Annotated in this window: 19 protein-coding genes and 1 pseudogene; 10 read left to right on the top strand and 10 right to left on the bottom strand. The window is 72.7% G+C overall.

The annotated features are described in order from the left end of the window. Positions 1-178: 178 nt before the first annotated feature. From PUR71_RS27440 to PUR71_RS27420, 5 genes are all read right to left on the bottom strand, one after another. Positions 179-1618: a lyase family protein gene (locus tag PUR71_RS27440; protein ID WP_329929809.1), complete on the bottom strand. Its 1440-nt coding sequence runs from the start codon at positions 1616-1618 to the stop codon at positions 179-181. Next, the gene (locus PUR71_RS27435; protein ID WP_329929808.1) at positions 1615-2829 is read right to left on the bottom strand and encodes an MFS transporter; all 1215 of its coding nucleotides are present in this window, start codon (positions 2827-2829) and stop codon (positions 1615-1617) included. The genes PUR71_RS27440 and PUR71_RS27435 overlap by 4 nt, the downstream gene beginning before the upstream one ends. Further along, entirely contained in the window at positions 2829-3458 is a 630-nt protein-coding gene (locus PUR71_RS27430) for a GNAT family N-acetyltransferase (RefSeq protein ID WP_329929807.1), read from the bottom strand. Before PUR71_RS27430 ends, PUR71_RS27435 begins: the two co-directional genes overlap by 1 nt. A gap of 37 nt (positions 3459-3495) precedes the next feature. Next, entirely contained in the window at positions 3496-5205 is a 1710-nt protein-coding gene (locus PUR71_RS27425; protein WP_329929924.1) for an FAD/NAD(P)-binding protein, read from the bottom strand. A 441-nt stretch (positions 5206-5646) separates the two neighbouring features. After that, on the bottom strand, positions 5647-6411 hold the full coding sequence (locus tag PUR71_RS27420; protein ID WP_329929806.1) for a VOC family protein: 765 nt from the start codon (positions 6409-6411) through the stop codon (positions 5647-5649). Positions 6412-6714: 303 nt separating this feature from the next. On the opposite strand from PUR71_RS27420, the pseudogene PUR71_RS27415 reads away from it, so the two are divergent. From PUR71_RS27415 to PUR71_RS27380, 8 genes and pseudogenes are all read left to right on the top strand, one after another. After that, a pseudogene (locus tag PUR71_RS27415) lies at positions 6715-7248 on the top strand (carbohydrate binding domain-containing protein); the annotation flags it as partial. A 42-nt stretch (positions 7249-7290) separates the two neighbouring features. Then, positions 7291-8406 carry a chitinase gene (locus tag PUR71_RS27410; protein WP_443077597.1) on the top strand — a complete coding sequence of 372 codons (1116 nt, stop codon included), beginning with the start codon at positions 7291-7293 and terminating at the stop codon, positions 8404-8406. 190 nt (positions 8407-8596) lie between these two features. Then, positions 8597-9274 (top strand): TetR/AcrR family transcriptional regulator, encoded by a 678-nt coding sequence (locus tag PUR71_RS27405; RefSeq protein ID WP_329929805.1) that lies wholly within the window; start codon positions 8597-8599, stop codon positions 9272-9274. A 138-nt stretch (positions 9275-9412) separates the two neighbouring features. Then, a complete protein-coding gene (qcrB, locus tag PUR71_RS27400; protein ID WP_329929804.1) occupies positions 9413-11023 on the top strand; it encodes a cytochrome bc1 complex cytochrome b subunit in 1611 nt (536 codons plus the stop codon). A gap of 27 nt (positions 11024-11050) precedes the next feature. Then, complete coding sequence (locus PUR71_RS27395; protein ID WP_329929803.1) at positions 11051-11491, top strand: PPOX class F420-dependent oxidoreductase; 441 nt, start codon at positions 11051-11053, stop codon at positions 11489-11491. A gap of 222 nt (positions 11492-11713) precedes the next feature. Further along, a complete protein-coding gene (locus PUR71_RS27390; protein ID WP_329929802.1) occupies positions 11714-12919 on the top strand; it encodes a PucR family transcriptional regulator in 1206 nt (401 codons plus the stop codon). Between the two features lie 159 nt (positions 12920-13078). Then, on the top strand, positions 13079-13435 hold the full coding sequence (locus PUR71_RS27385; protein WP_329929801.1) for a DUF485 domain-containing protein: 357 nt from the start codon (positions 13079-13081) through the stop codon (positions 13433-13435). Next, positions 13432-15036: a sodium/solute symporter gene (locus PUR71_RS27380; protein WP_329929800.1), complete on the top strand. Its 1605-nt coding sequence runs from the start codon at positions 13432-13434 to the stop codon at positions 15034-15036. Before PUR71_RS27385 ends, PUR71_RS27380 begins: the two co-directional genes overlap by 4 nt. 15 nt (positions 15037-15051) lie before the next feature. Here the strand turns inward: PUR71_RS27380 and PUR71_RS27375 are convergent, their stop codons facing one another. The 5 genes from PUR71_RS27375 to PUR71_RS27355 all read right to left on the bottom strand — a co-directional run bounded on the left by PUR71_RS27375 (position 15052) and on the right by PUR71_RS27355 (position 21842). After that, positions 15052-15939, bottom strand: a complete 888-nt coding sequence (locus PUR71_RS27375; RefSeq protein ID WP_329929799.1) for a carbohydrate ABC transporter permease — start codon at positions 15937-15939, stop codon at positions 15052-15054. Then, a complete protein-coding gene (locus PUR71_RS27370) occupies positions 15936-17249 on the bottom strand; it encodes a carbohydrate ABC transporter permease (RefSeq protein ID WP_329929798.1) in 1314 nt (437 codons plus the stop codon). The genes PUR71_RS27375 and PUR71_RS27370 overlap by 4 nt, the downstream gene beginning before the upstream one ends. Positions 17250-17254: 5 nt before the next feature. Next, a complete protein-coding gene (locus PUR71_RS27365) occupies positions 17255-18583 on the bottom strand; it encodes an ABC transporter substrate-binding protein (RefSeq protein WP_329929797.1) in 1329 nt (442 codons plus the stop codon). A 58-nt stretch (positions 18584-18641) separates the two neighbouring features. Continuing rightward, positions 18642-20339 carry a glycoside hydrolase family 13 protein gene (locus tag PUR71_RS27360; protein WP_329929796.1) on the bottom strand — a complete coding sequence of 566 codons (1698 nt, stop codon included), beginning with the start codon at positions 20337-20339 and terminating at the stop codon, positions 18642-18644. A gap of 195 nt (positions 20340-20534) precedes the next feature. After that, positions 20535-21842, bottom strand: coding sequence for an ABC transporter substrate-binding protein (locus tag PUR71_RS27355; protein ID WP_329929795.1), 1308 nt, complete (start codon positions 21840-21842; stop codon positions 20535-20537). A gap of 190 nt (positions 21843-22032) precedes the next feature. Here PUR71_RS27355 and PUR71_RS27350 point away from each other — a divergent pair, with 190 nt between their 5' ends. Together PUR71_RS27350 and PUR71_RS27345 are read left to right on the top strand one after the other, a co-directional pair. Further along, the gene (locus tag PUR71_RS27350) at positions 22033-22536 is read left to right on the top strand and encodes a helix-turn-helix transcriptional regulator (protein ID WP_329929794.1); all 504 of its coding nucleotides are present in this window, start codon (positions 22033-22035) and stop codon (positions 22534-22536) included. Next, a complete protein-coding gene (locus PUR71_RS27345; protein ID WP_329929793.1) occupies positions 22533-23297 on the top strand; it encodes an ABC transporter ATP-binding protein in 765 nt (254 codons plus the stop codon). The genes PUR71_RS27350 and PUR71_RS27345 overlap by 4 nt, the downstream gene beginning before the upstream one ends. Positions 23298-23299 lie beyond the last annotated feature (2 nt).

Raw genomic sequence — 23299 nt, 5'->3', positions numbered from 1 at the left:
CGCCGACGGCCTGCCCGCCCCCGTGCCGCCGGGGGCGGGCAAGCCGCGCTTCAGCCGGCTTCGTGTGGCGGAGGTTCGTGCCGCACGAAGCCGTGTGGTCCGGTGCCCACCGGCCGGGCCCGGCAGGAGCGGAGTCCGTCCACTCCCGCCGGACCCGGCCCCTGGGGAAGGGGGCCGACTACCCGGCGAGCTCGCCGAAGCCCGCCTCCAGCGCGGCCTCCGCCGCGGCCAGACGCCCGGCCACCCCGTCCAGCCACGACGCGTCCGCCCGCACCGCCTCCCTGGCCTCCGCGAGCATCCGCCGGAACTCGGCCGGCTGCGGGCCGCCGAGACCGCGGTAGGACGCGACCATGTCCACCGGGTCCAGCGCGGCCCGGAACTGCGCCTCGGTCAGCGGCAGTTCGCCCTCCACGCCGTCGAACTCCGCCGCGATCTCCCGGTAGAGCCGCCGTGCCTCGGCGAAGTCGAGCCGCTCCACCGTCAGCCCGCCGCCGCGCCCGTACGTGACGAGGGCGGAGGCGAACCGGTGGCCGACGTGGAACGGGACGTCGCGGTCGCGCTGCAGGACGTTCGCCAGCTCCGAGGTCGTCGAGTAGTCGGACCGCACCTCGGCGAGCGCCGCCTCCTCGTCCAGCCGCATGCCGCCCACGATCGCGTTCACCTCCCCGAGCAGCGCGAGCGCGCGGTCGAGCGTCCGCTGCGCCTCGGCGCGCTTGTAGTCGGTGAGGCCCGAGCACACGTTGTGCGCGGCGAGCGCCGTCGAGACGCCGTCGCCGATGACCTCGCTGGCCAGCAGCCGCGCCCGGTTGAGCGCGACCGGGTTGCGCTTCTGCGGCATCAGGGTGCTGGGACTCAGGAGGTCGGTGTTGTCCAGGGTGATCCACGGCCGGGCGTGGTGGTACTGCGCGTGCACGTCCTGGACGAAGGTGCCGAGCGACAGCGCCAGCGCCATCGCGGCCGACGCCACCTCGAACCCGACGTCGATCGGCGAGAGCTGGGCCGCGTCGAAGGAGTTCCGCACGGGCTCGTCGAAGCCGAGCAACTCGGCGAGCCGCACCCGGTTGACCGGGAAGCTCGACGTCGCCAGGGCCGCCGCCCCGAGCGGACACTGATTGACCCGGGGATAGGCCTCGGCCAGGCGCAGCGCCGAGCGTCGGAGGGTCGCCTCGTAGCCGAGGAGGAGGTGTCCGAAGGTGGTCGGCTGGGCCTGCACGCCGTTGGTGTAGGCGGGCACGATCGCCGAACCGTACCGCTCGGCGAGCGCCAGCAGCGCGGTGCGCAGTTCGCCGAGCGCGCGGTGGACGAGGACGAGGCGGTCGCGCAGGAGCAGGCGGTACACGGTGGGCAGCATGTCCTGACGGCTGCGCCCGGAGTGGATGCGGGAGCTGTCGGGCCCGACCAGGTTGCGCACCAGCGGTTCCACGTGCAGGTAGTCGGTCGGCCGGTCGGCCCCGGGGGCCTCGGCGTCGGAGACGACCTTGGCGATCGCGGCCGCCGTCCGGACGCCGACGTCGCGCGGTGCGATGCCCTCCTCGACGGTCATCACCGTCGAGGCCTTGTCCAGCCGGCAGAGCCAGAAGAACGTGTCCCGGCCGGTGAGGTCGGTCGTGTCGGTCATGGCGCGGGTTCCTCGATTCGATGGGGCCGGCCGGCTCGGGCCGACCAGGCGGCGAACGCCACCAGGACGCTGGCGCCGACCACGGCGGCCAGCAGGCCGACGGTCGCGCCCCAGCCGGCGGCGGTGTAGACGGGGGAGGGGGCGACGGCGCCGATGCTGCCGCCGGCGTAGTAGGAGGTCAGGTACAGCCCGACCGCGCTGGACTTGGCGGGCCCGCCGGCCTCGGCGGCGTAGCCGATGGCGCAGGCCTGGCCGGAGAAGACCCCGGTGGACGAGGCCGCCAGGCCGACGATCACGGCGGGGACGGACGGGACGAGGGTGAGGGCGAGACCGGCCAGGCAGACGGCGCTGACCAGGACGAACGTCCTGAGCCGCCCGATCCGGTCGATCAGCCGGCCGGTGAGCGGCGTGACGACCACCGCGACCAGGAAGACGGCGAACACGGCGCCGATCTCGAAGCTGCTCAGCCCGAACGGCGGAGCCTCCAGGACCATCCCCGCGTAGGTGAAGGACCCGACCTGGAGGAACAGGATCGCCGCCCCGATGAAGCAGGTGCCGAGCAGCCGCGCGTTGCCGAAGTGCCGCCCGATGCCCTGCAGGCTGGCCAGCAGCGATTCCGACCGCCGGAAGCGCCGCTCCCGGGGCAGCCAGGCTGCCGTCACCGCCAGGGTCACGAGCAGCACGAGGGCCATCGCGACGAACGACGAGCGCCAGCCGAAGTGCGTGGCCGCAGCGCCCGAGAGGAACCGTCCGCAGAACCCGCCGAACGCCGTGCCGGAGACGTAGAGGGCGTTCGCCCCCTGCGCCGCCGCGCCGGTGCACTCCTCCGCGACGTACGAGACGGCGACGGCGAAGACGAACGGGATGAACAGCCCCTGGGCGAACCGGCACACCAGCATGGCGGGGAAGTCCCGGGCCAGCGCGCAGGCGAGGGTGGCGGCCAGGGAGGCGCCGATCGCCGCCACCATCACCCTCTTGCGGCCCAGGAAGTCGGAGACCGAGCCGGCGAACGGCGCCATCAGCGCGACGCCCAGCGTCGTCGCGGTGATGGTCCAGGTGGCCTGCCCGACGGGCACGTCCAGGTCCCGGGCGAGCTCGGGCAGCACCGGCTGGGTGGAGTAGATGTTGAGCAGCGCGCACAGGCCGAGCAGGAAGACGGCCGTCCGGGCCCTCGGGGGGAGGGACCCGGCGGCCTCGGGACCACGCGGCACTACGCCGACTCGGCGGCGGACGCGGCGCGGGCGAGCAGCCAGGTCAAGTGCCGCTCCACGGCGGGCCATTCGCCGTTGATGATGCTGTAGTAGCAGGTGTCCCGCAGGGTCCCGTCCGGCAGGATGAGGTGGTTGCGCCAGACGCCCTCCAGCTTCGCCCCGAGCCGCTCGATCGCGCGTCGGCTCGGCTGGTTGAAGAAGGCGGTCCGGAAGCCGACCGCGATGCAGTCCAACTGCTCGAACGCGTGCCGGAGCAGCAGCAGCTTCGCCTCGGTGTTGAGCGAGGTGCGCTGCACGCTCCGGCGGTACCAGGTGTGCCCGATCTCCAGCCGGCGGTTGGCCGCGTCGACGTTCATGTAGGCGGTCATGCCCGCGATCCGGCCCTGGGCGTCGAGCACGGTGAAGGGCACCATCCGGCCCTCCTCGGCGAGCCCGAGGCGCCACTCGATCTCCTGGCGCATGCCGTCGGGGGAGGGCACCGCGGCGAACCAGGTGTCCCACACGTTGCCGTCCTGGACGGCATCGACGAGCTCGGCCTCGTGGCCGGCTTCGAGCGGGACGAGCGTCACGTGCTCGCCCTTGAGCGTGAACGGCTGTATCCAGGGGGCGTGTTGCCGGGTGGTGGTCATCGTCGTCTCCAAGCTTCCTGAGGAAAGGTCCCGGCCGTCAGGCCTGCTGCGGGGACCGCTGCGGCGCGAGCAGGTGGTCGACCATGGCCCGGACGGCCGCGGCGGCGTCCGCGGTGATCCGGGAGTCGACGCCCGGCGCCGGCAGCATGTTGGTGAAGTAGTGGGCGCCTTCGGTGATGTGGCCGAGCGCGCAGATGTTCGGCACGACCGAGCCCTCGGCGTCGATCAGCCGTCCGGCGGTGTCGACGTCGAAGCCGCCCGGCCGGAACCAGCCGTTGGCGAACGGGCGGGCGTGCCCGGCGGACAGCAGCGACCGCGTCAGCGGCGAGGTGTCGTGCTCCGGAAGGAACGGGTCGACGCTCGCCCCGACGAGCACGTCGAAGCGGGTGGACGGCGAGGACTGCAGGGGGCTGTCGAGGACGAACTCGCCGCCGTCCGGGTCGAGTCGGGCCGTCGCCCCCGGCCCCGCGCCGAGGTGCAGGACCCCGGCGGCGAACAGGGCGCGCCACTCGCGCGACCGCGAGGCGGGCGGTCCGGCGGCCACGGCGTTCAGCATCGGCGCGTACACCTGGCAGAACCGCTGGTGCGAGGCCGGGGTCAGGCCCCGGTGCTCGATGGCCAGCCGGAGCTCGTCGCGCAGGTCGCGCAGGGCGTCGGCGGCGGCCTTGACCGGGTTCTTCAGGTTCCCCTCGGCGGCGCGGCGCTCGTCCGCAGCGAGGAAGGCGACGAGGTCCGACTGGTAGGCGCCGAGCGTTCTGGGCGGGCCGGGCTCGAGGCGGCGGAGCATGGACTCGACCTCCGGGAGCTCGGCGGGCCCTGCCACCGATGCGGCGGCCGCCCGCAGTTCGGTCTGCACCAGGGGAAGCAGGTGGCTCTCGAAGTCGAGCTGACCGTGGGTCCGGCGCAGGTTCCGCAGCTCGTCCGCGGTCAGGACCGAGGGCCGGTGCGCGTCCGCCGGGGTCTTCTGGTTCACGGCCCGGGGCGAGAAGATCCGGCCGCTGCGCGAGTACACGTGGATCCGGGGTTCGTCCCCGCTGGGGCGGTAGACGGGCTCCCCGTCCGCCCCCGTGACGAACCGTCCGCCGCGGCCGACCGTCAGACTGGCGACCGCGTCGATCGCCGACAGCCCCATGCCGCGCACCGCGACGCGCGCGCCGGGTTCGATGGTGTCGAGCTTCTGCAGCGGATAGCAGTTGCGGACGTAGCGCAGCCGGGGGTTGGCCCGGTGGTGGTCGGCGACGAACTGCTGGACCGCCTGGTCCTCGTCCGTCGGGTGGTTCGTCCCGTGCCCGGTGGTGAGGAAGACGAAGTCGGCGGCGACGATCGCGCCGTCCGAGAGGTTGAGGACCCAGGACCGGTCCCGCAGGGCCCGCAGCGTGTGCGCGGTCGCCCGGTGCTCGTGGACCCTGATCGTGTCCGGGGCCTGTCGGCGCAGGAGCCGGTAGGCGTGGGCCAGGTAGCGGCCGAGGACGCTGCGCGGCAGGTACGTGTTCTCGGGGACCCCGGCCCATTCGGCCAGGCTGGGGCCGGAAATCGGCTGCCCGGGGGCGTTGGAGTCGCCCGTGCGGAACACCGTGACCTGGCCGGCGATGGTGTTCATGAGCAGGTGGTTCGGCTGACTCGGGTAATGCGTCCCTGAACCCGGGTGATTCGGGTCGATCAGGTGGATCGACAGACTTTCCCAGGGGATCTGTGGTATTCCGCAGATCCGCTCGAGAATGCTGAGTCCGCGCGGGCCGCCGCCCACGATGGCAATGGAGGCGTGCTTTGAAGTCACAGTAACCCCAGGGTTAAGAAGCGGTCATTGCGCGGGGCACGTGCGGGTCTGCCCTGGTGGTTGACGTGCAGGGAGTGGAAATGAAGCGTCATGGCGGCGAACTCCAGGTGGTTTTCGGTGACTTCCGTGCAGAGCTGCGGGCACGGACGGGTCGGCCTCGAATGGCCGTCGGACGGGCGGAGCGCGTCCCCTCAATGCTCAACGGGTCGCTCACGAAGTCCGGTTCAACGGAATTTATTCAACCGGAGCGTCGTCCTGACGGCAAGTGAGGGAAGTGTGCGCTTGGCGCCGAAGGATGGTGAACATGCGACTGTCGTCGTCGCACTGCGGCCGCATCGGTGGCGGGAACGCGCAGGCCCCGGCTGTCGGGCAGCCGGGGCCTGCGCGAGTCGCTCCGTCGCGACGGCGTGATCAGCCGGTGGTGCGGGGCGCGAAGACGCCGAAGGCGGCGCCCTGCGGGTCGCGGATGACCGCGATCCTCGGGCCGTTCTCCATCTCCACGTCGACCGGCCCGTGCAGGACCTCGGCCCCGATCCGGCCCGCCGTCGCCGCCGTCGCGTCCACGTCGGCGACGAGGAAGTGCGGGATCCAGTGGGACGGGATCTCGGGCGGGAACTCCTCGCCCATCTCCATCACCCCGCCGAACATCTCCCCGGCCAGGCCGACCATCGGGTAGGTGTCGTTCGGCCAGATCTGCCAGCCGAAGGTGGACTTGTAGAAGTCCACCGCGGCGTCCCGGTCCCTGGTCGACAGGTCGGCCCAGCCGAAGGCGTTCGGCTCGTTCACCACGCCGAAGCCCCGGAAGGACCGGGCCTTCCACACGGCGAACGGGGCGCCGGTCGGGTCGCTGAGCAGCGCCCAGCGGCCGAGGTCGCCGACCTCCATGGGGCCCATCCAGACCTGGGCGCCGGCCGCCTTGGCGGTCTCGCAGGTGGCGTCGGTGTCGGTGGTGGCGAACGACAGCAGCCACATCACCGGCTGCTGGGGGTTCATCAGCGGGGCGACGGCCGCGGCGGGGGAGCCGCCGAGGGAGAAGGTCGTGTAGCCGCCGTACTGGGGGTCCGGGTCGGTCTCGGCGGTCCAGCCGAACAGTTCCCCGTAGAACCGCTTGGCGCCGTCCATGTCCTTGACGCTCAGCTGTGCCCAGCAGGGGGAGCCGGGGATGATCTCGGTCACCTTCAACGCGGGAGCCTTTCGGATCGAGGGTCGGGGTTCGAGGTTCGGAACATACCGACCATATCGGCTCTTTCCTCCGATAACGGCCAGTCGGCCGCGGAGTCCCGGGATCATTCGGCCACCGCCCGGCGCGCGTTCGGCCGGACCCTCCCCAAGTGGTCCAGACCTATTGACGCGCCTTGCCACCCCTCCTACGATCCGGACCGGCACAGCCCCACATGTCCCCCCACCTCACCCAGGGCCGGGCGTCACGCCCTCACGTATTCGTCATGTCCATGACGCCCGGCGGGAAGGGAGCACAGCATGTTCCATCGGAGGCCGCACGGCCCACGCCCGCAGCGCGCGGTCGTGGAACGCGCACCACGGGTGAACCGCACCGGCCGCGCCGAGCACGGGCCGACCCTCCTGAGGCGTTCCCTCGCCGGGGTCGGCGCCGCCGCCGTCATCGGGGCCGGCCTCGCCGCGGTCGGCCCCGTCACCGCCGGGGCCGCCACCACCAACCTGGTCGCCAACCCCGGCTTCGAGAGCGGCCTCTCCGGCTGGACCTGCTCCGGCGGCACCGGCACGACCGTCGGCAGTCCGGTCCACTCCGGCGCCGCCGCGCTCCAGGCCACGCCGACCGGCCAGGACACCGCCCAGTGCAGCCAGACCGTCAGCGTGCAGCCCGACTCCCAGTACACACTGAGCGCCTACGTCCAGGGCAGCTACGTCTACCTGGGCGCCACCGGCACCGGTGGCGGCAGCGACCCGTCCACCTGGACACCGGGCAACGCGTCCTACGGCCAGTTGAGCGTCGGCTTCACCACCGGGGCGAACACCACCTCGGTGACCATCTACCTGCACGGTTGGTACGGGCAGCCCGCCTACGCGGCGGACGACGTGTCGCTCACCGGCCCCGGCGGCGGCAGCCCGTCTCCCACCGCCACGCCGACCAGCGCGCCGCCCACGTCGGCCCCGCCCACCAGCGCGCCGCCGACCACGAGCACGCCCACGACCACGCCGCCCACGAGTGCCCCGCCGACCACCCCGCCGCCCGGCGACACCTGCCCGACGAAGCCCAAGCCGTCCGGCAAGGTCCTCCAGGGCTACTGGGAGAACTGGGACGGCGCCTCGAACGGCGTTCACCCCGGCATGGGCTGGGTGCCCATCACCGACAGCCGGATCGCCGCCCACGGCTACAACGTGATCAACGCCGCCTTCCCGGTGATCCTCTCCGACGGCACCGTCCAGTGGCAGGACGGCATGGACACCAACGTCAAGGTCGCGACCCCCGCCGAGATGTGCCAGGCCAAGGCGGCCGGAGCGACGATCCTGATGTCGATCGGCGGCGCGGCCGCGGGCATCGACCTGAGCTCCGGCACCGTCGCCGACCGCTTCGTGGCGACCGTCGTCCCGATCCTCAAGAAGTACAACTTCGACGGGATCGACATCGACATCGAGACCGGCTTGTCCGGCGGCGGCGACATCAAGACGCTCTCCGCCTCCCAGGCCAACCTTGAGCGCATCATCGACGGCGTGCTCGCCCAGATGCCCCCGGGCTTCGGCCTGACGATGGCCCCCGAGACCGCGTACGTCACCGGCGGCAGCGTCACCTACGGCTCGATCTGGGGCGCCTACCTGCCGATCGTCAAGAAGTACGCCGACAACGGCCGGCTGTGGTGGCTCAACATGCAGTACTACAACGGCAGCATGTACGGCTGCTCCGGCGACTCCTACCAGGCCGGCACCGTCCAGGGCTTCACCGCCCAGACCACCTGCCTGAACAACGGCCTGACCATCCAGGGCACCACCGTCAGGGTCCCCTACGACAAGCAGGTCCCCGGCCTCCCCGCCCAACCGGGCGCGGGCGGCGGCTACCTGGACCCGGGCTCGGTCGGCCAGTCCTGGAACGCCTTCGGCGGCGCCCTGAAGGGCCTGATGACCTGGTCCCTCAACTGGGACGGCTCCAAGGGCTGGACGTTCGGCGACAACGTCAAGTCCCTGCAGGGCCGCTGACCTCCCGCCCGCGCCGACCTCCCCGCGCCCCGGACCGTTCGACGGCCCGGGGCGCGGGTCGTCTCGCCGTCGTGACGGCGTCGCCCGCGGACCAGGGCCCTCCTGGGCGGCCCGGATAGGGTGATGGGCGCCCGATTCCTCCCTTCTCCCCGTCTTTTCCAGATCCGCGACGACCACCGAGGCCACAGCCATGCCCCCCACCCCGAACGACTCGCCCGCCGACCCGGCGTCGGCGGCCCCGCGCCGCCGTGACGCCGCCCGCAACCGGCAGATGCTGGTCGCCGCCGCCCGCGACCTCTTCGCGCGCGAAGGCCTCGGCGTGCCGCTGGACCGCATCGCCAGGGCCGCGGGCATCGGCAACGCGACCCTCTACCGGCACTTCCCCACGCGCGACGCCCTGATCGAGGAGATCTTCGCCGACACGCGCACGGTGTTCGCCCGGGCAGCAGCCGACGCGCTGGCGGAGCCGGACGGCTGGCGGGCGCTGTGCGGCTACTTCGAGCGGATCTTCACCCTGGTCGCCGGCGACCGCGGCCTCAACGACCTGGTCACCGCCACCGCCCGCGACTCCCGGTTCCTCGCCGAGCTCTCCGAGCGCAACGCAGCGACGGTCGCCGCCCTGGTCGCCCGCGCCCAGGAGCAGCACGCCCTGCGCACCGACGTGACCACGATGGACCTGCTCATCCTCATGGGCCCGCTGGTGCGTGCGATGCCCGCCCTGACGGAGCGGCAGCCGGACGGCTGGCGCCGGCCCCTGGCCCTCCTGCTCGACGCGTTCCGCCCCACCGACGGGACGCGCCCCCTGCCCGGCGCGCCGATCGGTCCGGAGCACCTGGAGGAGGCCTTCTTCCGCCTCTGGGAAGCGTGAGACGGCACGGCTCCACGGACCCATGTGATCACGGCGCGACCACCCCGGTCTGGAAGCGGGGAATGCTCCCCGGTTATGGTGGCCTCGACTTGATGCGGGGAGCTGTCCCCGTTTCACTTTCGATCGAGGTGCGTGAACATGACGTGGAATCAGGGCCCCGGGCGCGGCCGGCGGGCGGCCGACTGGGCGGACGGCCGGCTGGGGATCCACTCCCTGGCCAGGGCCAACCTGCGCAAGATCTTCCCGGACCACTGGTCCTTCATGCTGGGCGAGATCTGCCTCTACTCGTTCATCGTCATCATCCTGACCGGTGTCTGGCTGACCATGTTCTTCAAGCCGTCGATGGGCGAGGTCGTCTACAACGGCTCGTACGTACCGCTCAAGGGCATCGGCATGTCCGAGGCGTACGCGTCGACCGTGGACATCAGCTTCGAGGTGCGCGGCGGCCTGTTGATCCGTCAGATCCACCACTGGGCCGCCCTGGTGTTCGTCGCGGCCATGTTCGTGCACATGATGCGGGTGTTCTTCACCGGCGCGTTCCGCAAGCCGCGTGAGGTCAACTGGGTGTTCGGCTTCCTGCTGCTCTTCCTCGGCATGCTGGACGGTTTCTTCGGCTACTCGCTCCCCGACGACCTGCTGTCGGGCACCGGTATCCGCTTCATCGAGGGTGTGCTGCTGGCCGTGCCGTTGGTGGGCACGTACATCCAGATGTTCCTGTTCGGTGGGGAGTTCCCCGGCCACGACATCGTGCCGCGCTTCTTCACGATCCACGTGCTGCTGATCCCGGGCATCATGCTCGGCCTGCTGGTGGCGCACCTGATCCTGGTCTTCTACCACAAGCACACCCAGTGGGCGGGCCCGGGCAAGACCGAGAAGAACGTCGTCGGCATGCCGCTGATGCCGGTCTACATGGCCAAGGCGGGCGGGTTCTTCTTCCTGGTGTTCGGCATCATCGCCGCCATCTCGGCGATCGCCTCGATCAACCCGATCTGGGCGTACGGGCCGTACCGCCCCGACCAGGTGTCCACCGACGCCCAGCCGGACTGGTACATGGGCTTCGCGGAGGGCCTGATCCGCGTCATGCCGGGGTGGGAGGTCGGGCTCTGGGGGCACACCCTCAACCTCGGGGTGCTCATCCCGTTCACGATGTTCCCGGTCGTCCTGGGGGCGATAGCCGTGTACCCGTTCGTCGAGGGCTGGGTGACGAACGACCCGCGGGAGCACCACCTGCTGGACCGGCCGCGCAACGCGCCCGTCCGTACGGCGCTCGGCGCCGCCTGGATCAGCGTCTACCTGGTGATGCTCGCGGGCGGCGGCAACGACCTGATCGCGACCCACCTCCACCTGTCCCTGAACGCGATCACCTACGCGGTGCGGGCCGGCTTCTTCGTCCTCCCGGTCGTCACCTTCGTCGTCACCAAACGCTGGTGCCTGGGCCTCCAGCGCCGGGACCGGGACAAGGTGCTGCACGGCCGCGAGACCGGCGTCATCAAGCGCCTGCCGCACGGAGAGTTCGTCGAGGTGCACGCCCGGCTGCCGCAGAAGGACCTGTTCAGGCTCACCGCGCACGAGCAGCCCCGGCCGATCGAGCTGCCGGCCCAGACGGACGAGAACGGCGTGACCCGCAAGACCGGCGTCCTCACCCGCACCCGGGCCAGGCTCTCCCGCGGCTTCTACGGCGAGGGCGGCCGGATCCCCAAGCCCACCGCCGATGAACACCACGAGATCACCAGCGGCCACGGCCACTGACCGTCCCGCCCGAGGGAGGAGGACCCCGTGAACGAGCGCACCGAGCGACTCTCCGAGAGCAGATACCTGCTGCTCACCACCTTCGACGAGGACGGCAGCCGCCAGGAGTCCCACATCTGGGTGGTCGCCGACGGCCCGGCGCTCGGTATCTGGACCCCCGCCCGGTCCGGCGCGGCCGAGCGGATCCGGCGCCACCCCCACGTGCTGGTCGGCCCCTGCGACGCCCACGGGCGCCCGACGGGCCGCCGGATCCCGGCCCGCGCACGGGTCTGCGACGCGGACGACACCGCCCGCTACCGCACCTCGCTGATCAACAAGTACGGCCTGACGGCCCTGCTCGCGCTCGCCCGCAGCCGCTTGCGCGTCGGCCTGGCCGGCACGGTGGGCATCCGGATCACGATCGACGAGGTGGAGCGGCGCCTGATCGGTCCCGAGTGGCAACCGCCGCGCACGTACTGCCTGAACTGAGGTCCCGCGACATCGCCGGGCCCGCCACGCCTGGCACCAGCCGCCGCCGGGAGTGCCGATTTCGTGAGCGTGCCACGCGTCACACGGTCCGGTGTCCGGCCGCGCGCCTAGCATGCAGGTCGGCCAACTCCCGCCCGGGCGGGGGAGGGTGCGGGTGGAGGGCGAGCGGAAGGCGTGGTTGTGACGGATGACAGCGCGTGTGAACGGGCGACCGGGGAGGTCATGGCGGAGCGGTTGCTGGCCGACCTGCCGCAGCTGAAGGCGGCGATCGCCCAGCGGCTGATGGCCGAGCAGCCGGTCTACGGGCGGCTGCCCGCCGAGCAGTTGGAGCACGACGTCAGCCGGGTCACCGAGCAGAGCATCCGCGGCATCGCCCAGTCCCTGCGCACCGGCCGGCCGCTGGAACCGCAGTGGCGGGCCTACCAGCGCGCCTCGGCCGCCCGCCGGGCGGAGGAGGGCGTGCCGATCGAGGCGGTGATCGACGCCTACTACCTGGGCGCGCAGGTGTGCGTCGACTTCCTGGCCCGCTACCTGCCGCCCGCCCAGGTGGGCACCGCCTACCGGACGCTGCTCACCGGCCTGCGGGTCACGGTCTCCGAAGTCACCGCCGGGTACCTGGAGGAGCGCCAGGCCCAGGCCGGCGAGAGCGACGCGGCCCGGCACACGATGCTGTCGGCGCTGCTCACCGGCACCGACATCCACACCGCCGCCCGCCACACCGGCACCGCCCTGCCGCCCGCCTACCTGGTACTCGCCCTGGCCATCGGCACCCACCGCGACGAGCTGCGCGAGGACGTGGACACCGCCGTCGCCGCCCGCCGGAAGATCCGGCGGATCCGCGCCGAGCTCGACCGACGCACCGGCCGGCCCGTCCTCGCCCAGCTGACCGCCACCGAGGGCCTGGCCCTGCTGCCCCGCACCGGGGCGGACGCGGACGCGGACGCCGACCACCGCGCCTGGCTGGACGCCGCGATGGAGGACCTCGGCCGGGCCGCGCGGGCGCCGCTGACCGCCGGGGCCGCGCTCTGCACGCCCGACCGGGTGCCGGACGCCGTCCGCGTGGCGACCGAGGTGCGCGACACCGCCGTCGTCTTCCAGCGCCCGCCCGGCGCCTACCTGCTGGACGACCTGCTCATCGAGCACCAGCTCACCCGCCCGGGCGCGGCCCGCGACCACCTCGCCGACCTGCTCGTCCCGATCGCCGACAATCCCGACCTGCTGCCGACCCTGCGGCTCTACCTCCAGAGCAACCTCAACCGCCGCGAGGTCGCGGCGCAGCAGCACGTCCACCCGAACACGGTCGACTACCGCATCCGCCGCATCGCCGCCCTCACCGGCCTGAACCCCGCCGAGCACGGCGACCGCATCAAACTCAGCGCGGCGCTCGCGGCCCTGGACACCCGGCGGCTGGAGCACGCCGTCCTCTGATCCGGTTGTGATCCGTGACAACCCCTGCCCCGGAACTCTGTGTCCGGCACAGGAGTCGCCCCGCCGGTGCGCCCCCATCATGGAGGACTACGCGCAGTCCGTCTGCGGAGAAGCCCGCCCGCCCACCCGCACCGACGCAAGGACGCAAGGACCACCCTCATGCCCTCGTCGCCCTCACTCTTCGGCCACCGGTCGCCGGCCGGCCCGCCGCCCGGCGGACGGCCGGCCGCCAGCCCCCGGGAACTCGCCGTCCTGCGCCGCCGCACCCTGCGGATCACCCGTGGCTTCGCACTGCTCAACGGCGTGCCGTTCGCGCTCACGGTGGTGCTCGCGTGCACCGCCGGCGGGCTGCTGGGGACGAAGGTGCTCGGCCAGTTCACCGTGGGCATGTTGCTCGGCGTCGTGCAGGGAACGCTGCTGTTGTGGACGGCCGCGCGCTTCGACCGCCGCTCGGCCGCGCGGTGCGACGCGGAGGCCGAGCGCCTGCGCGCGGGCGACCGGACGGAGGCCCGGTGAATCCCGCCGCCCCGGGCGCGGGCACCCAGACGATGGTGCTCATCGCCTTCCTGGTCTTCGTCGGCGTGACGCTGCTGCTGTGCGTGCTGGTCGGTCCGGAGGGTGACGAGACGGCCGACTTCTACACGGCCAACCGCACGCTGACCCCGTTCCAGAACGGCCTCGCCCTCTCCGGCGACTACATCTCGGCCGCCACCCTGCTCGGCACCACCGGCATCGTCGCGGTGAACGGCTACGACGGGGTCACCCTCGCCCTCAGCACCGCCCTCTCGCTGGGCGTCCTGCTCCTGCTCGCCCAGCCGCTGCGCAACGCCGGGCGCTACACCCTCGGCGACGTGTTCGCCCTGCGCGCCGACGGCGCCGCGCCGCGGATCGCCGCGACCGTGGTGACGCTCGCGGTCTCGCTGCCGTTCCTGGTCGTGCAGCTCTCCAGCGCGGGCACGGCCACCGCGCTGATGCTGGGGCTCACCCACAGCGGCGTGCAGCAGTTCTGCACCGTGCTGGTGGGCATGCTGATGGTCTGCTACACGGTGCTCGGCGGCATGAAGGGCACCAGCCTGGTCCAGATCGTCAAGGTCGTGCTGACCCTCGGCACCGTGCTCGCGGTCGTGCTGTCGGTGCTGGCCCGCTTCCACTGGGACGTCGACGAGCTGCTCGCCGCCGCCGTCAAGGGCAGCGGCCGGGCGCAGTCCTACCTGCGTCCTGGTCTGCGGTTCGGAGACTCGGCCGAGGGCTGGCTGAACTTCGTCGGCCTGCACCTCACCGTGGTCCTCGGCGCGTCCTGCATGCCCCACATGATCATGCGGGTGAACGCCTCGCCGACCGGGGCCGCCGCCCGGCGCTCGACCCGGTACGCGGTGGGCATGGTCGGCGCGTTCTGCCTGGCCGTCGTCGTGCTCGGGCTGGGCGCCGTGGCGCTGCTCGGCGGCCGGCTGATCTCGGCGGTCGATCCGAACGGCCAGGCCGCCCTGCTGCTGCTCGCGGGCAACCTGCAGGGCGGCACGGGCACGACGGCCGGCGGCGCGCTGTTCACCGCCGTCGCGTGCGCGGTGTTCGTCACCGTCCTCGCGGTCGTCGCGGGCATCACGCTCGCGGCGGCGGCCGCGCTCGCCCACGACGTGGCCGCCGGCGCGGTGCGCCGGGGCCGGATGCCGCAGGTCGCCGAGGTGCGGGCGGTGCGGTGGTCGGTGGGGGCCGTCGGCGCGGTCGGGATCGGGCTCGCGGTCGCCGCGCAGGGCTACAACCTGCAGTTCCTGTCCTCCCTGGCGGTGACGGTCGCCGCGTCGGCCGTCCTGCCCGCCCTCGTCTACAGCCTGTTCTGGAGCCGCTACAACCGCACCGGCCTGCTGTGGACGGTGTACGGCGGACTGCTCGTCTCCGTCGGGCTGCACCTGTTCTCCCCGACGGTCTCGGGTGCGCCGGACGCGCTGTTCCCGAACGTCGACTTCCACTGGTTCCCGCTGCAGATGCCCGGGGTGGTCTCGGTGCCGGCCGCCTTCCTGCTCGGCTGGGCGGCCACCGTCCGCAGCCGCCGCACGGAGGGCGAGCCCGCGTTCGACGAGGTGCGGACGCGGACGCTGCTCGGCGCGGACGCCGAATAGCGCCGCGGCCACGCGTCACTTCACCGACCCCGCCATCGCCCCCTGGACGAAGAACCGCTGGAAGCAGAGGAACACCACCACGGGCACCAGCAGCGACAGGAAGGCCCCCGGCGCGAGGATGTCCATGTTGCTGCCGAACTGCCGCATCTGGGACTGCAGGTAGACGGTGAGCGGCTGCGAGTCGTTGCCCGCGAAGATCAGCGCGACGAGCATGTCGTTCCACACCCACAGGAACTGGAAGATGCACAGCGAGGCGACGGCGGGCGCGGCGAGCGGCAGCGCGAGCGTGCGGAAGATCCGCCACTCGCCGCAGCCGTCGATCCGGGCCGCTTCGAGGAGTTCGGCCGGGATGTCGAGGAAGTGGTTGCGCATCAGGAAGACGGCGAACGGCAGCCCGTAGCCGACGTGGAACAGCACGACGCCCGGTATGGTGCCGAACAGCCCGACGGCGCCCTCCAGTTTGGCGACCGGGATGAGCCCGACCTGCACGGGGACGACCAGCAGCCCGACGACGCCGACGAAGATCGCGTCCCGGCCGGGGAAGCGCATCCACGCGAACGCGTATCCGGCGCCGGCCGCGAGGGCGACCGTCAGCAGGGTGGCCGGGACACTGATCAGCACCGTGTTCCACAGCGCCTTGGGCACGTCGCCCCCGCCGAGCAGCGCGGTGTAGTTCTGCAGCGTGAGCTCGGCGGGCTTGGTCAGCGCCGTCCACCAACCCCCGCTGGCGGCGGCCTGCTTGGGCCGCAGCGAGGAGACGAGCAGTCCGACGGTGGGCACCAGCCAGGCCACGGCGGCGACGATCAGGACCGCCTGGACGAGCCCGCTGCGCGTGAGGGCGGCGAGCCGGCCGGCGAGCGGCTGGGAGGGCCGCGCGCCGGGGGCGGGAGAGGTGGTGGTCATGAGCGACTCCCGCGGAAGCGGCGGACGTTGAGGAGCATCACGGGGACGACGAGCAGGAGCAGCAGGACGCTGAGCGCGCTGCCCAGGCCCTGGTCGTTGCCGCCGCCGAAGGAGACCAGGTAGAGCCGGAGCGCGAGCACGTCGGCGTCCTGCTGCACCGGTCCGGGCGCGATGATGTAGACGAGGTCGAAGATCTTCATCACGTTGATGACCATCGTGACGAACACGACGCCGAGCACCGGGGCGAGTTGGGGCACGGTGATGCGGCGGAAGATCTGCCATTCGCCGGCGCCGTCGATCCGGGCCGCCTCGATGGTCTCGCGGGGCAGGTTGGCGAGGCCCCCGGCGATGATGACCATGGCGAAGCCGGCCCAGATCCAGGTGTAGGCGCCGATGATGGCGGGGGTGACGAGGGCGGGGCCGAGCCAGTCGACGCCGCGGTAGGGGGCGGCGAAGTCGGCGGCGGGCAGCGCCACCGTCAGCGTCGCGGAGGGGGCGGCGGCGAACTGGAAGGTGCCGTCGGCGGCGGTGGTCGTGGTGGCGATCGTCCGTCCGCCGTCGCGGAGTTGGACGGTGAGGCCGGGCAGGCCCTTCTTGCCGGCGTCGAGCTGCCCGGGGCGGCCGCCGCCGCCCGGGACGAAGTCGAGGAACGCGGTGCCGCTGACCCCGTCGCCGGCGGTCGGCTGCCGGGCCGGCTGCGCGGAGGCCGGGATCGCGCCGGGCTGCACGCCGACCAGCGGCAGCAGGACGGCGCGGGTGGCGGCCGGTGCGGTGACGTCGCCGCCCTGGGCCTGGTCGAGGCCGGTGCCGGGGCGTGGCCGGGCGCCGGGGTAGGAGGGCCGGTCGGCGAAGGTGTCGTGGACGGCGACGGCGGCGGCGTTGAGCACGCCGCGGTGCGGGTCGGCGTCGTAGACGGTGCGGAAGATGATGCCGGCGGCGAGGAAGGAGATCGCCATCGGCATGAAGACGAGCAGCTTGAACGCGGTGGCCCAGCGGACCTTCTCGGTCAGCACGGCGAAGACCAGGCCGATGGCGGTGACCAGCGCCGGTGCGACGGCCACCCAGATCGCGTTGTTGCGCACGGCGGTGAGCGTCGCGTGGTCGGTGAAGGCCGTGCCGTAGTTGTCGAGCCCGACGAAGCGGTTGCCGGAGGCGTCGAAGAGGCTGCGCGCCACCGAGTAGCCGATGGGGTAGACGACGAGGGCGCCGAGCAGCAGGAGCGCGGGGAGGACGAACAGCAGGGCGAGGCCCCGGTGGCGCCGCAGGGCGCCACCGGATGCCCGGTCCCTGCGGGAGGAGCGCAGAGACATGTGGATCAGCCCTTGTAGTCCTTGGCGGCGTCCGCTTCGAGCTTGGCGGCGGCGCCCTGGACGTCGGAGGGGTTGGCGAGGAAGTCCTGGAGGTCCTTCCACTCGCCCTGGCCGGCGGTGCCGCCGAACGCGGCGGGGGCCTGGTCGGACATGTCGAAGCGGAAGGCGTCCCCGGCGTCGATCACGGACTTGGCGAACTGGCGGGTGGTGTCGTCGGGGTAGACGGCCGGGTCGACGGCCTTGTTGGGCGAGATGAACCCGCCGGCCTTGGCCCACACCGCGGCCGCCTCCGGACTGGCCAGGTACTCGACGAACTTCTGGGCGGCCTCGGCGTGCTTGGCGCCCTTGAGGAGGACGGCCGCGTCGCCCGCGCCCATCACGGGGGCCTTGCCCCCGTCGACGGCGGGGAAGGGGAACACCTTCGCGTCCGTGCCGACCTGCTTCTTGAGCTCGGAGGCGATGACCCCGCCGACGAAGTCGCCCTCGTAGGTCATGGCGGCCTTGGGCTGCGGCCCGAAGACCTGCTGGACGGAGGTGGGGAAGTCGGTCTGGAGCGCGCCCTGGCCGCCGCCGGCGACGAGTTGTCGGTCGCCGAAGACCTTGCCGAGGGTGGTGAGGGCCTTGATGACGGACGGGTCGGTCCAGGGGATCTCGTGCCGGGCGAGCTTGTCGTAGAGCTCGGGCCCGGCCTGGGAGAGGTAGACGTTCTCGAACCAGTCGGTCAGCGGCCAGCCGGCCTGCCCGGCGATGGAGAAGGCCGGGGTGCCGGAGTCGGAGAGGGCGCGGCCGGCCTTGAGCAGGTCGTCGAAGGTGGCCGGGGGCTGGACGCCGGCGTTCTGGAAGGCGGTGGGGCTGTACCAGACGGTCGACTTGTCGGCGGCCTTGAAGTAGAGGCCGTACTGCGTGCCGTTGACGGTGCCCAGGGTGGACCAGATGCTCGCGTAGTCCTTCTTGGCGGCGTCGGTGACGGTCGGCGGGAGCGGCGCGAGCCAGCCCTTGTCGGCGAACTGCTTGATGACGCCGGGCTGGGCGACCATGACGACGTCCATCGGGTCGCCGCCCTCGATCTTGCTGCCGACGACGGTGGAGAGGTTGTCGCCCGTGGAGGTGTAGCTGACCGTGGCGCCGGTCTTGGCGGTGAAGGCGTCCAGGACCTTCTTGAAGTTCTCCTGCTCGGTGCCGCTCCAGACGGCGGCGACGGTCAGGCTCTGGCCCTTGAGCTCCTGGGTGGCGGCGCCGGATCCGGAGCCGCTGCCGCCGCTGCCGCAGGCGGTCGCCGTGGCGGCGAGGACGACGGTGGTGGCCAGGGTGGGGAGGATGCTGCGGAGTCTCATCGTCGAGGCTTCCTTCGTGTGGGTGGGTGGCCCGTGGTGGGTGGGTGTCGAGGTGGCGTCAGCGTGCTTGTGCGGGACTGGACTTGATCCACCAGGCGGCGGTGCCCGGCGGCAGGACGCCGTCGGTGCACGGGCCGCTGGCGAGCAGGGGCGGACCGGCGACCGGGGCCGGTGCGGGGGCGTCGCCGAAGTTGACGGCGCACACCAGGCCCTCGCCGCGGACGAACGCGAGGACCCCGGAGGGGGCCTCCAGCCACCGCAGCGTGCCCTCGCCGAGCTGGGGGAGTTCCCGGCGCAACTGCAGTGCGGTGCGGTACAGGTGGTAGACGGACCCGGCGTCGGCCCGCTGCCGCTCGGCGGTGTGCGCGGCGAACGCGGCCGGCTGCGGCAGCCAGGGCGCGGCCGGGGCGTGCGGCGGGCTGAACCCGAACGGCGCCGCGTCGCCCGACCAGGGCAGCGGGATCCGGCAGCCGTCGCGGATCCCCGTGCGGCTGCCGGTCCGCCGGAAGATCGGGTCGGTGATCGACTCGTCCGGCAGGTCGAGGACTTCGGGCAGTCCGAGCTCCTCGCCCTGGTAGATGTAGGCGGCGCCGGGCAGGGCCAGCATCAGCAGCGCGGCGGCCGCGGCCCGGGCCGGACCGGAGGCCGGGTCCTGGCCGGCGAAGCGTGTCGTGGTGCGGACCTGGTCGTGGTTGTTGAGCACCCAGGTGACGGTCGAGCCGGTGGCGGTGATGTCCCGGACGGCGTCGTCGATCACCCGGTGGAAGTGCGCGAGGTCCCACGGCGCGTGCAGCAGGTGGAAGAAGAACGCCTGGTGCAGTTCGTCCGGCCGCACGTACAGGGCCTGTTCGGCCGGGGTGGGCACGGAGGCCTCGCCGACGAGCAGGCGCTCGTGGCCGTCGCGGGCGGTGTACTCCTCGCAGATCGCCCGCCACCGCCGCCACACGCCGTGCACCTCGGGCCGGTTCCAGGCGAGCGGGTTGACCGAGTCGCGGGTGCGCTCGTCGACGTCCGGGTCGGGGGAGTCGGGCAGGTCGGGGTGCTTGTAGAGCCCGGCGGCGACGTCGATCCGGAAGCCGTCGACGCCGCGGTCCAGCCAGAACCGCAGGATCTCCTCGAAGTGATCGGCGACGTCGGGGTCACGCCAGTTGAAGTCCGGCTGCTGCGGGGTGAACAGGTGCAGGTACCACTGGCCGGGCCGCCCGTCGGGCTCGGTGACCCGGCTCCAGGCCGGGCCGCCGAACATGGCCCGCCAGTTGTTGGGCGGCAGTTCGCCGTGCTCTCCGCGGCCCTCGGCGAAGTGGAACCGGGCCCGCTCGGGACTGCCCGGACCGTTGGCCAGCGCCTTCCGGAACCACGGGTGCTCGCTCGAACAGTGGTTGGGCACGACGTCCAGGACGAGCTTGAGGCCGAGCAGTCGGCAGTCCGCCACCAGGCGGTCGAACTCGGCGAGGTCCCCGTAGACCGGGTCGACGGCGCAGTGGTCGGCGATGTCGTAGCCGTGGTCGTGCTGGGGCGAGACGTAGAACGGGTTGAGCCAGACCCCGTCGGCGCCCAACTGCCGGACGTGGTGCAGGTGTTCGCGGACGCCGGCGAGGTCGCCGACGCCGTCGCCGTCGGTGTCGCGGAAGCTGCGCAGGTAGATCTGGTAGATCACCGCGTCGCGCCACCAGGCGCGGGCGGCGGGGGCGATGGGGGCGTGTGACCGAGCGCGCGGCAAGGCGGCCGCGTCGCCGTCGGGGAGGGTGTGGGGCATCTCGCTACTCCAACGGTTATGCATTCGCGTTAGGTATAGCAGGCAGAGATGGCCGCTGTTAAGACCCTGCTTCGAAAGGGTTTTCCAGGGGTTACGAACGAGCGTGCCGGGATCGGCATAGATACGTGTTAGGTACTCACGGGTAGGTACTCACCACCCCGGGGAACGCCCCCGGGATGCGGCCGGCGCGACGCCTCAGCCGACGATGGCGCGCAGGTCGGCCGCCAGCCGTGGCAACGCCGCCCCGGCACTGCGGCGGCCCGACACGACCTCGAACGCCGACTCGCTGAACGCGAGGCTCAGCTGCTGGTACTGCGGCACGCCGGGGCGCGCCCCGGCCGCCAGGATCGCCGTGCGCAGCACCGGCAGGAACGGGAAGCGGGCCGTCAGCTCCGGATCCGTGTAGAGGTCCGCCCGCACCGGCGGCAGCCCGCCGTCGGTCAGGACGCGGGACTGCGCCTTCCGGCTCGTCAGGTAGCCGATCAGCGCCCGCGCGGTGCGCTGGTGCCGGGAGAACCGGCTGACCGCCAGCCCCGAGCCGCCCAGCACGCCGCTGCCCGGCCCGTGCGGCCCCGGCAGCGGCACCACGCCGAACCGCCCGGCCACCGGCGAGCCGGCCGCGGCGACCTCGTGGTACACGTACGGCCAGTTGCGCAGGAAGAGCAGGCCGCCGCGCTCGAACGCCGCGCGGGACTCCTCCTCCTGGTAGCCGAGCACCTCGGGCGGGATCCACCCGTCCCGCACGCCCCCGGCCAGGAACTCCAGCCCGGCCCGGGCCTGCGGGCTGTCCACCACGACCGAGCCGTCGCCCGCCAGCAGATCGCCGCCCGCCGAGCGGATGGCCTCCAGCGCGTTGACGGCGAGCCCCTCGTACGGGCTCAACTGGCCCGCGTACCCGCCGAGTCCGTGCGCGGGCGCCAGCGTCCTGGCCTGCCGGGCCAGTTCGTCCCACGTGCCGGGCGGCTGCTCGCCGGCGGCGTCCAGCACGTCGCTGCGGTAGTACAGGAGGGCGGCGTTGGCGACGAACGGCACCGCGTACAGCCGCCCGTCGTACCGTCCGGTGGCGACGACCGGCGGCAGGAGGCCGTCCAGCGCGAACTCCGCCTCGTCCAGCGGCGCCGTCCAGCGGCGGGCCGCGAACTCGGCCGTCCACACGACGTCGAGGTTGAGCACGTCGAAGCGGCCGCCGCCGGCCGACAGCTCCCCGGCCAGCTGGGCGTGGACCTCGTCCGCCGCCTCGGGGAGCTCGACCAGCTCGGCCGGCTGGTCCGGGTGCTCGGCGTTCCAGTCGGCCAGCAGCCCGCGCAGGTAGTGGGTGGTGTCCCGGCCGGTGGCCAGCGTGACCGGCCCCACGCCGTCCGGATCGCCCGCCGCCGGCGTGCGCCCGGCCAGGCCGTACCAGGCGGACGCGCCCCCGGCCGCGAGCACCGCGGCCCCGCCCACCAGCGCGCGCGTCACGCGCCGGCGGCCCGCGTGGGGCCCGGTGGGCGGCCGGTCTGCCATGGAGCTCCTTCGTCCGGCCGGCGCGGGTGGGCGCCGACGCACGCCGGTGGCCCTCGGGGCGTCCACCCGGGGCGCCGGCCGACGCACGTCCCTTTATACGGCCTCCCTGCTCGACGGCACCCACCTGCCCGTACTGTGTGACCGAGGTGTAACCAGCGACGACGGAAGACCAAGGAAGAGGTGACGCCCGGTGCGCCATCAGCTGCTGGCGCTGCTGGCCCGGCAGCCCGCCTACGGGTACGAGCTCAAGCAGGGGCTTGAGCAGACCTTCGGCGCGGCGTACCCTCAGCCGAACATCGGCCAGATCTACGTGACCCTGAGCCGACTGGAGAAGTCCGGACTGATCCGCGGCACCGAGGTGACGCAGGAGGGCAGACCGGACAAGAAGGTCTACGAGATCACGGAGAAGGGCACCGAGGAACTCGCCGGCTGGTTCGAGGCCCCCACCGAGGGACCGAGGGTCAGGGACGAGTTCTTCATGAAGCTGATCCTCGCCGAAGGCACCGAACTCGCCGACCGGTTGACGCTGATCAACAACCAGCGTCGGCACTGCATCAACACGATGCGCGGACTCAACAAACTGGCCGCCACCGAGCGCGGCAACCGGACCTCACTGCTGCTGATCGAGGGCGCCGTCCTGCACCTGCAGGCCGACCTCGACTGGCTGGAGCGTTGCCAGGAGGAACTCACGTGAGCGGCTCGGAGCCGATACCGCCGCTGCTGGCCGCCGACGCCCTGGTGCGCTCGCACCTGAGCGGATCGGCCCTGATACCCGCCGTCCGCGGCATCAGCCTGCGGATCGACCGGGGCGAGTTCGTCGCCGTCACGGGCCCCTCCGGCGCCGGCAAGTCCACCCTGCTGCACCTCCTCGCCGGCCTGCTGCGCCCCGACGAGGGCGAGCTGCGCCTCGACGGCCGCCGGGTCGACGGGCTGCGCGAGGCCGCCTGGGCCCGGCTGCGCCGGCGCCACTACGGCATCGTCTTCCAGAGCGGCAACCTGCTCGCCGACTTCTCCGTCGCCGACAACATCGAACTGACCGCCGTCCTCGCCGGCCTGCCGGCCCGCACCGCCCGCGAACGCCGCCGCGAACTCCTGGAGGAGCTCGGCCTCGCCCACAAGGCCGCCGCCGGGCCCGGCGAACTCTCCGGCGGCGAACGCCAGCGCGTCGCCCTGGCCCGCGCCCTGGTCAACCGGCCCGAGCTGCTCCTCGCCGACGAACCCACCGGCAACCTCGACAGCCGCAGCACCCGCGACGTCCTCGCGCTGCTCACCCGCTACCACGAGCAGGGCACCACGATCGTGCTCGTCACCCACGACGCCCGGGCCGCCAGCACCGCCGACCGCGTCGTCAGCCTCTTCGACGGCCGGGTCGCCGACGACGCCCGGGTCGAGGAGCCCCCGGCCGCGCGGCGCGGCGCGATCGGGGTCCGCGACGTCATCGACTTCGGCGGCTGAGC

Origin of the sequence: Streptomyces sp. SP17BM10 (assembly GCF_036322405.1) — a bacterium.
GTDB lineage: Bacteria > Actinomycetota > Actinomycetes > Streptomycetales > Streptomycetaceae > Kitasatospora.
This window is presented reverse-complemented; position numbering and strand designations above follow the sequence as displayed.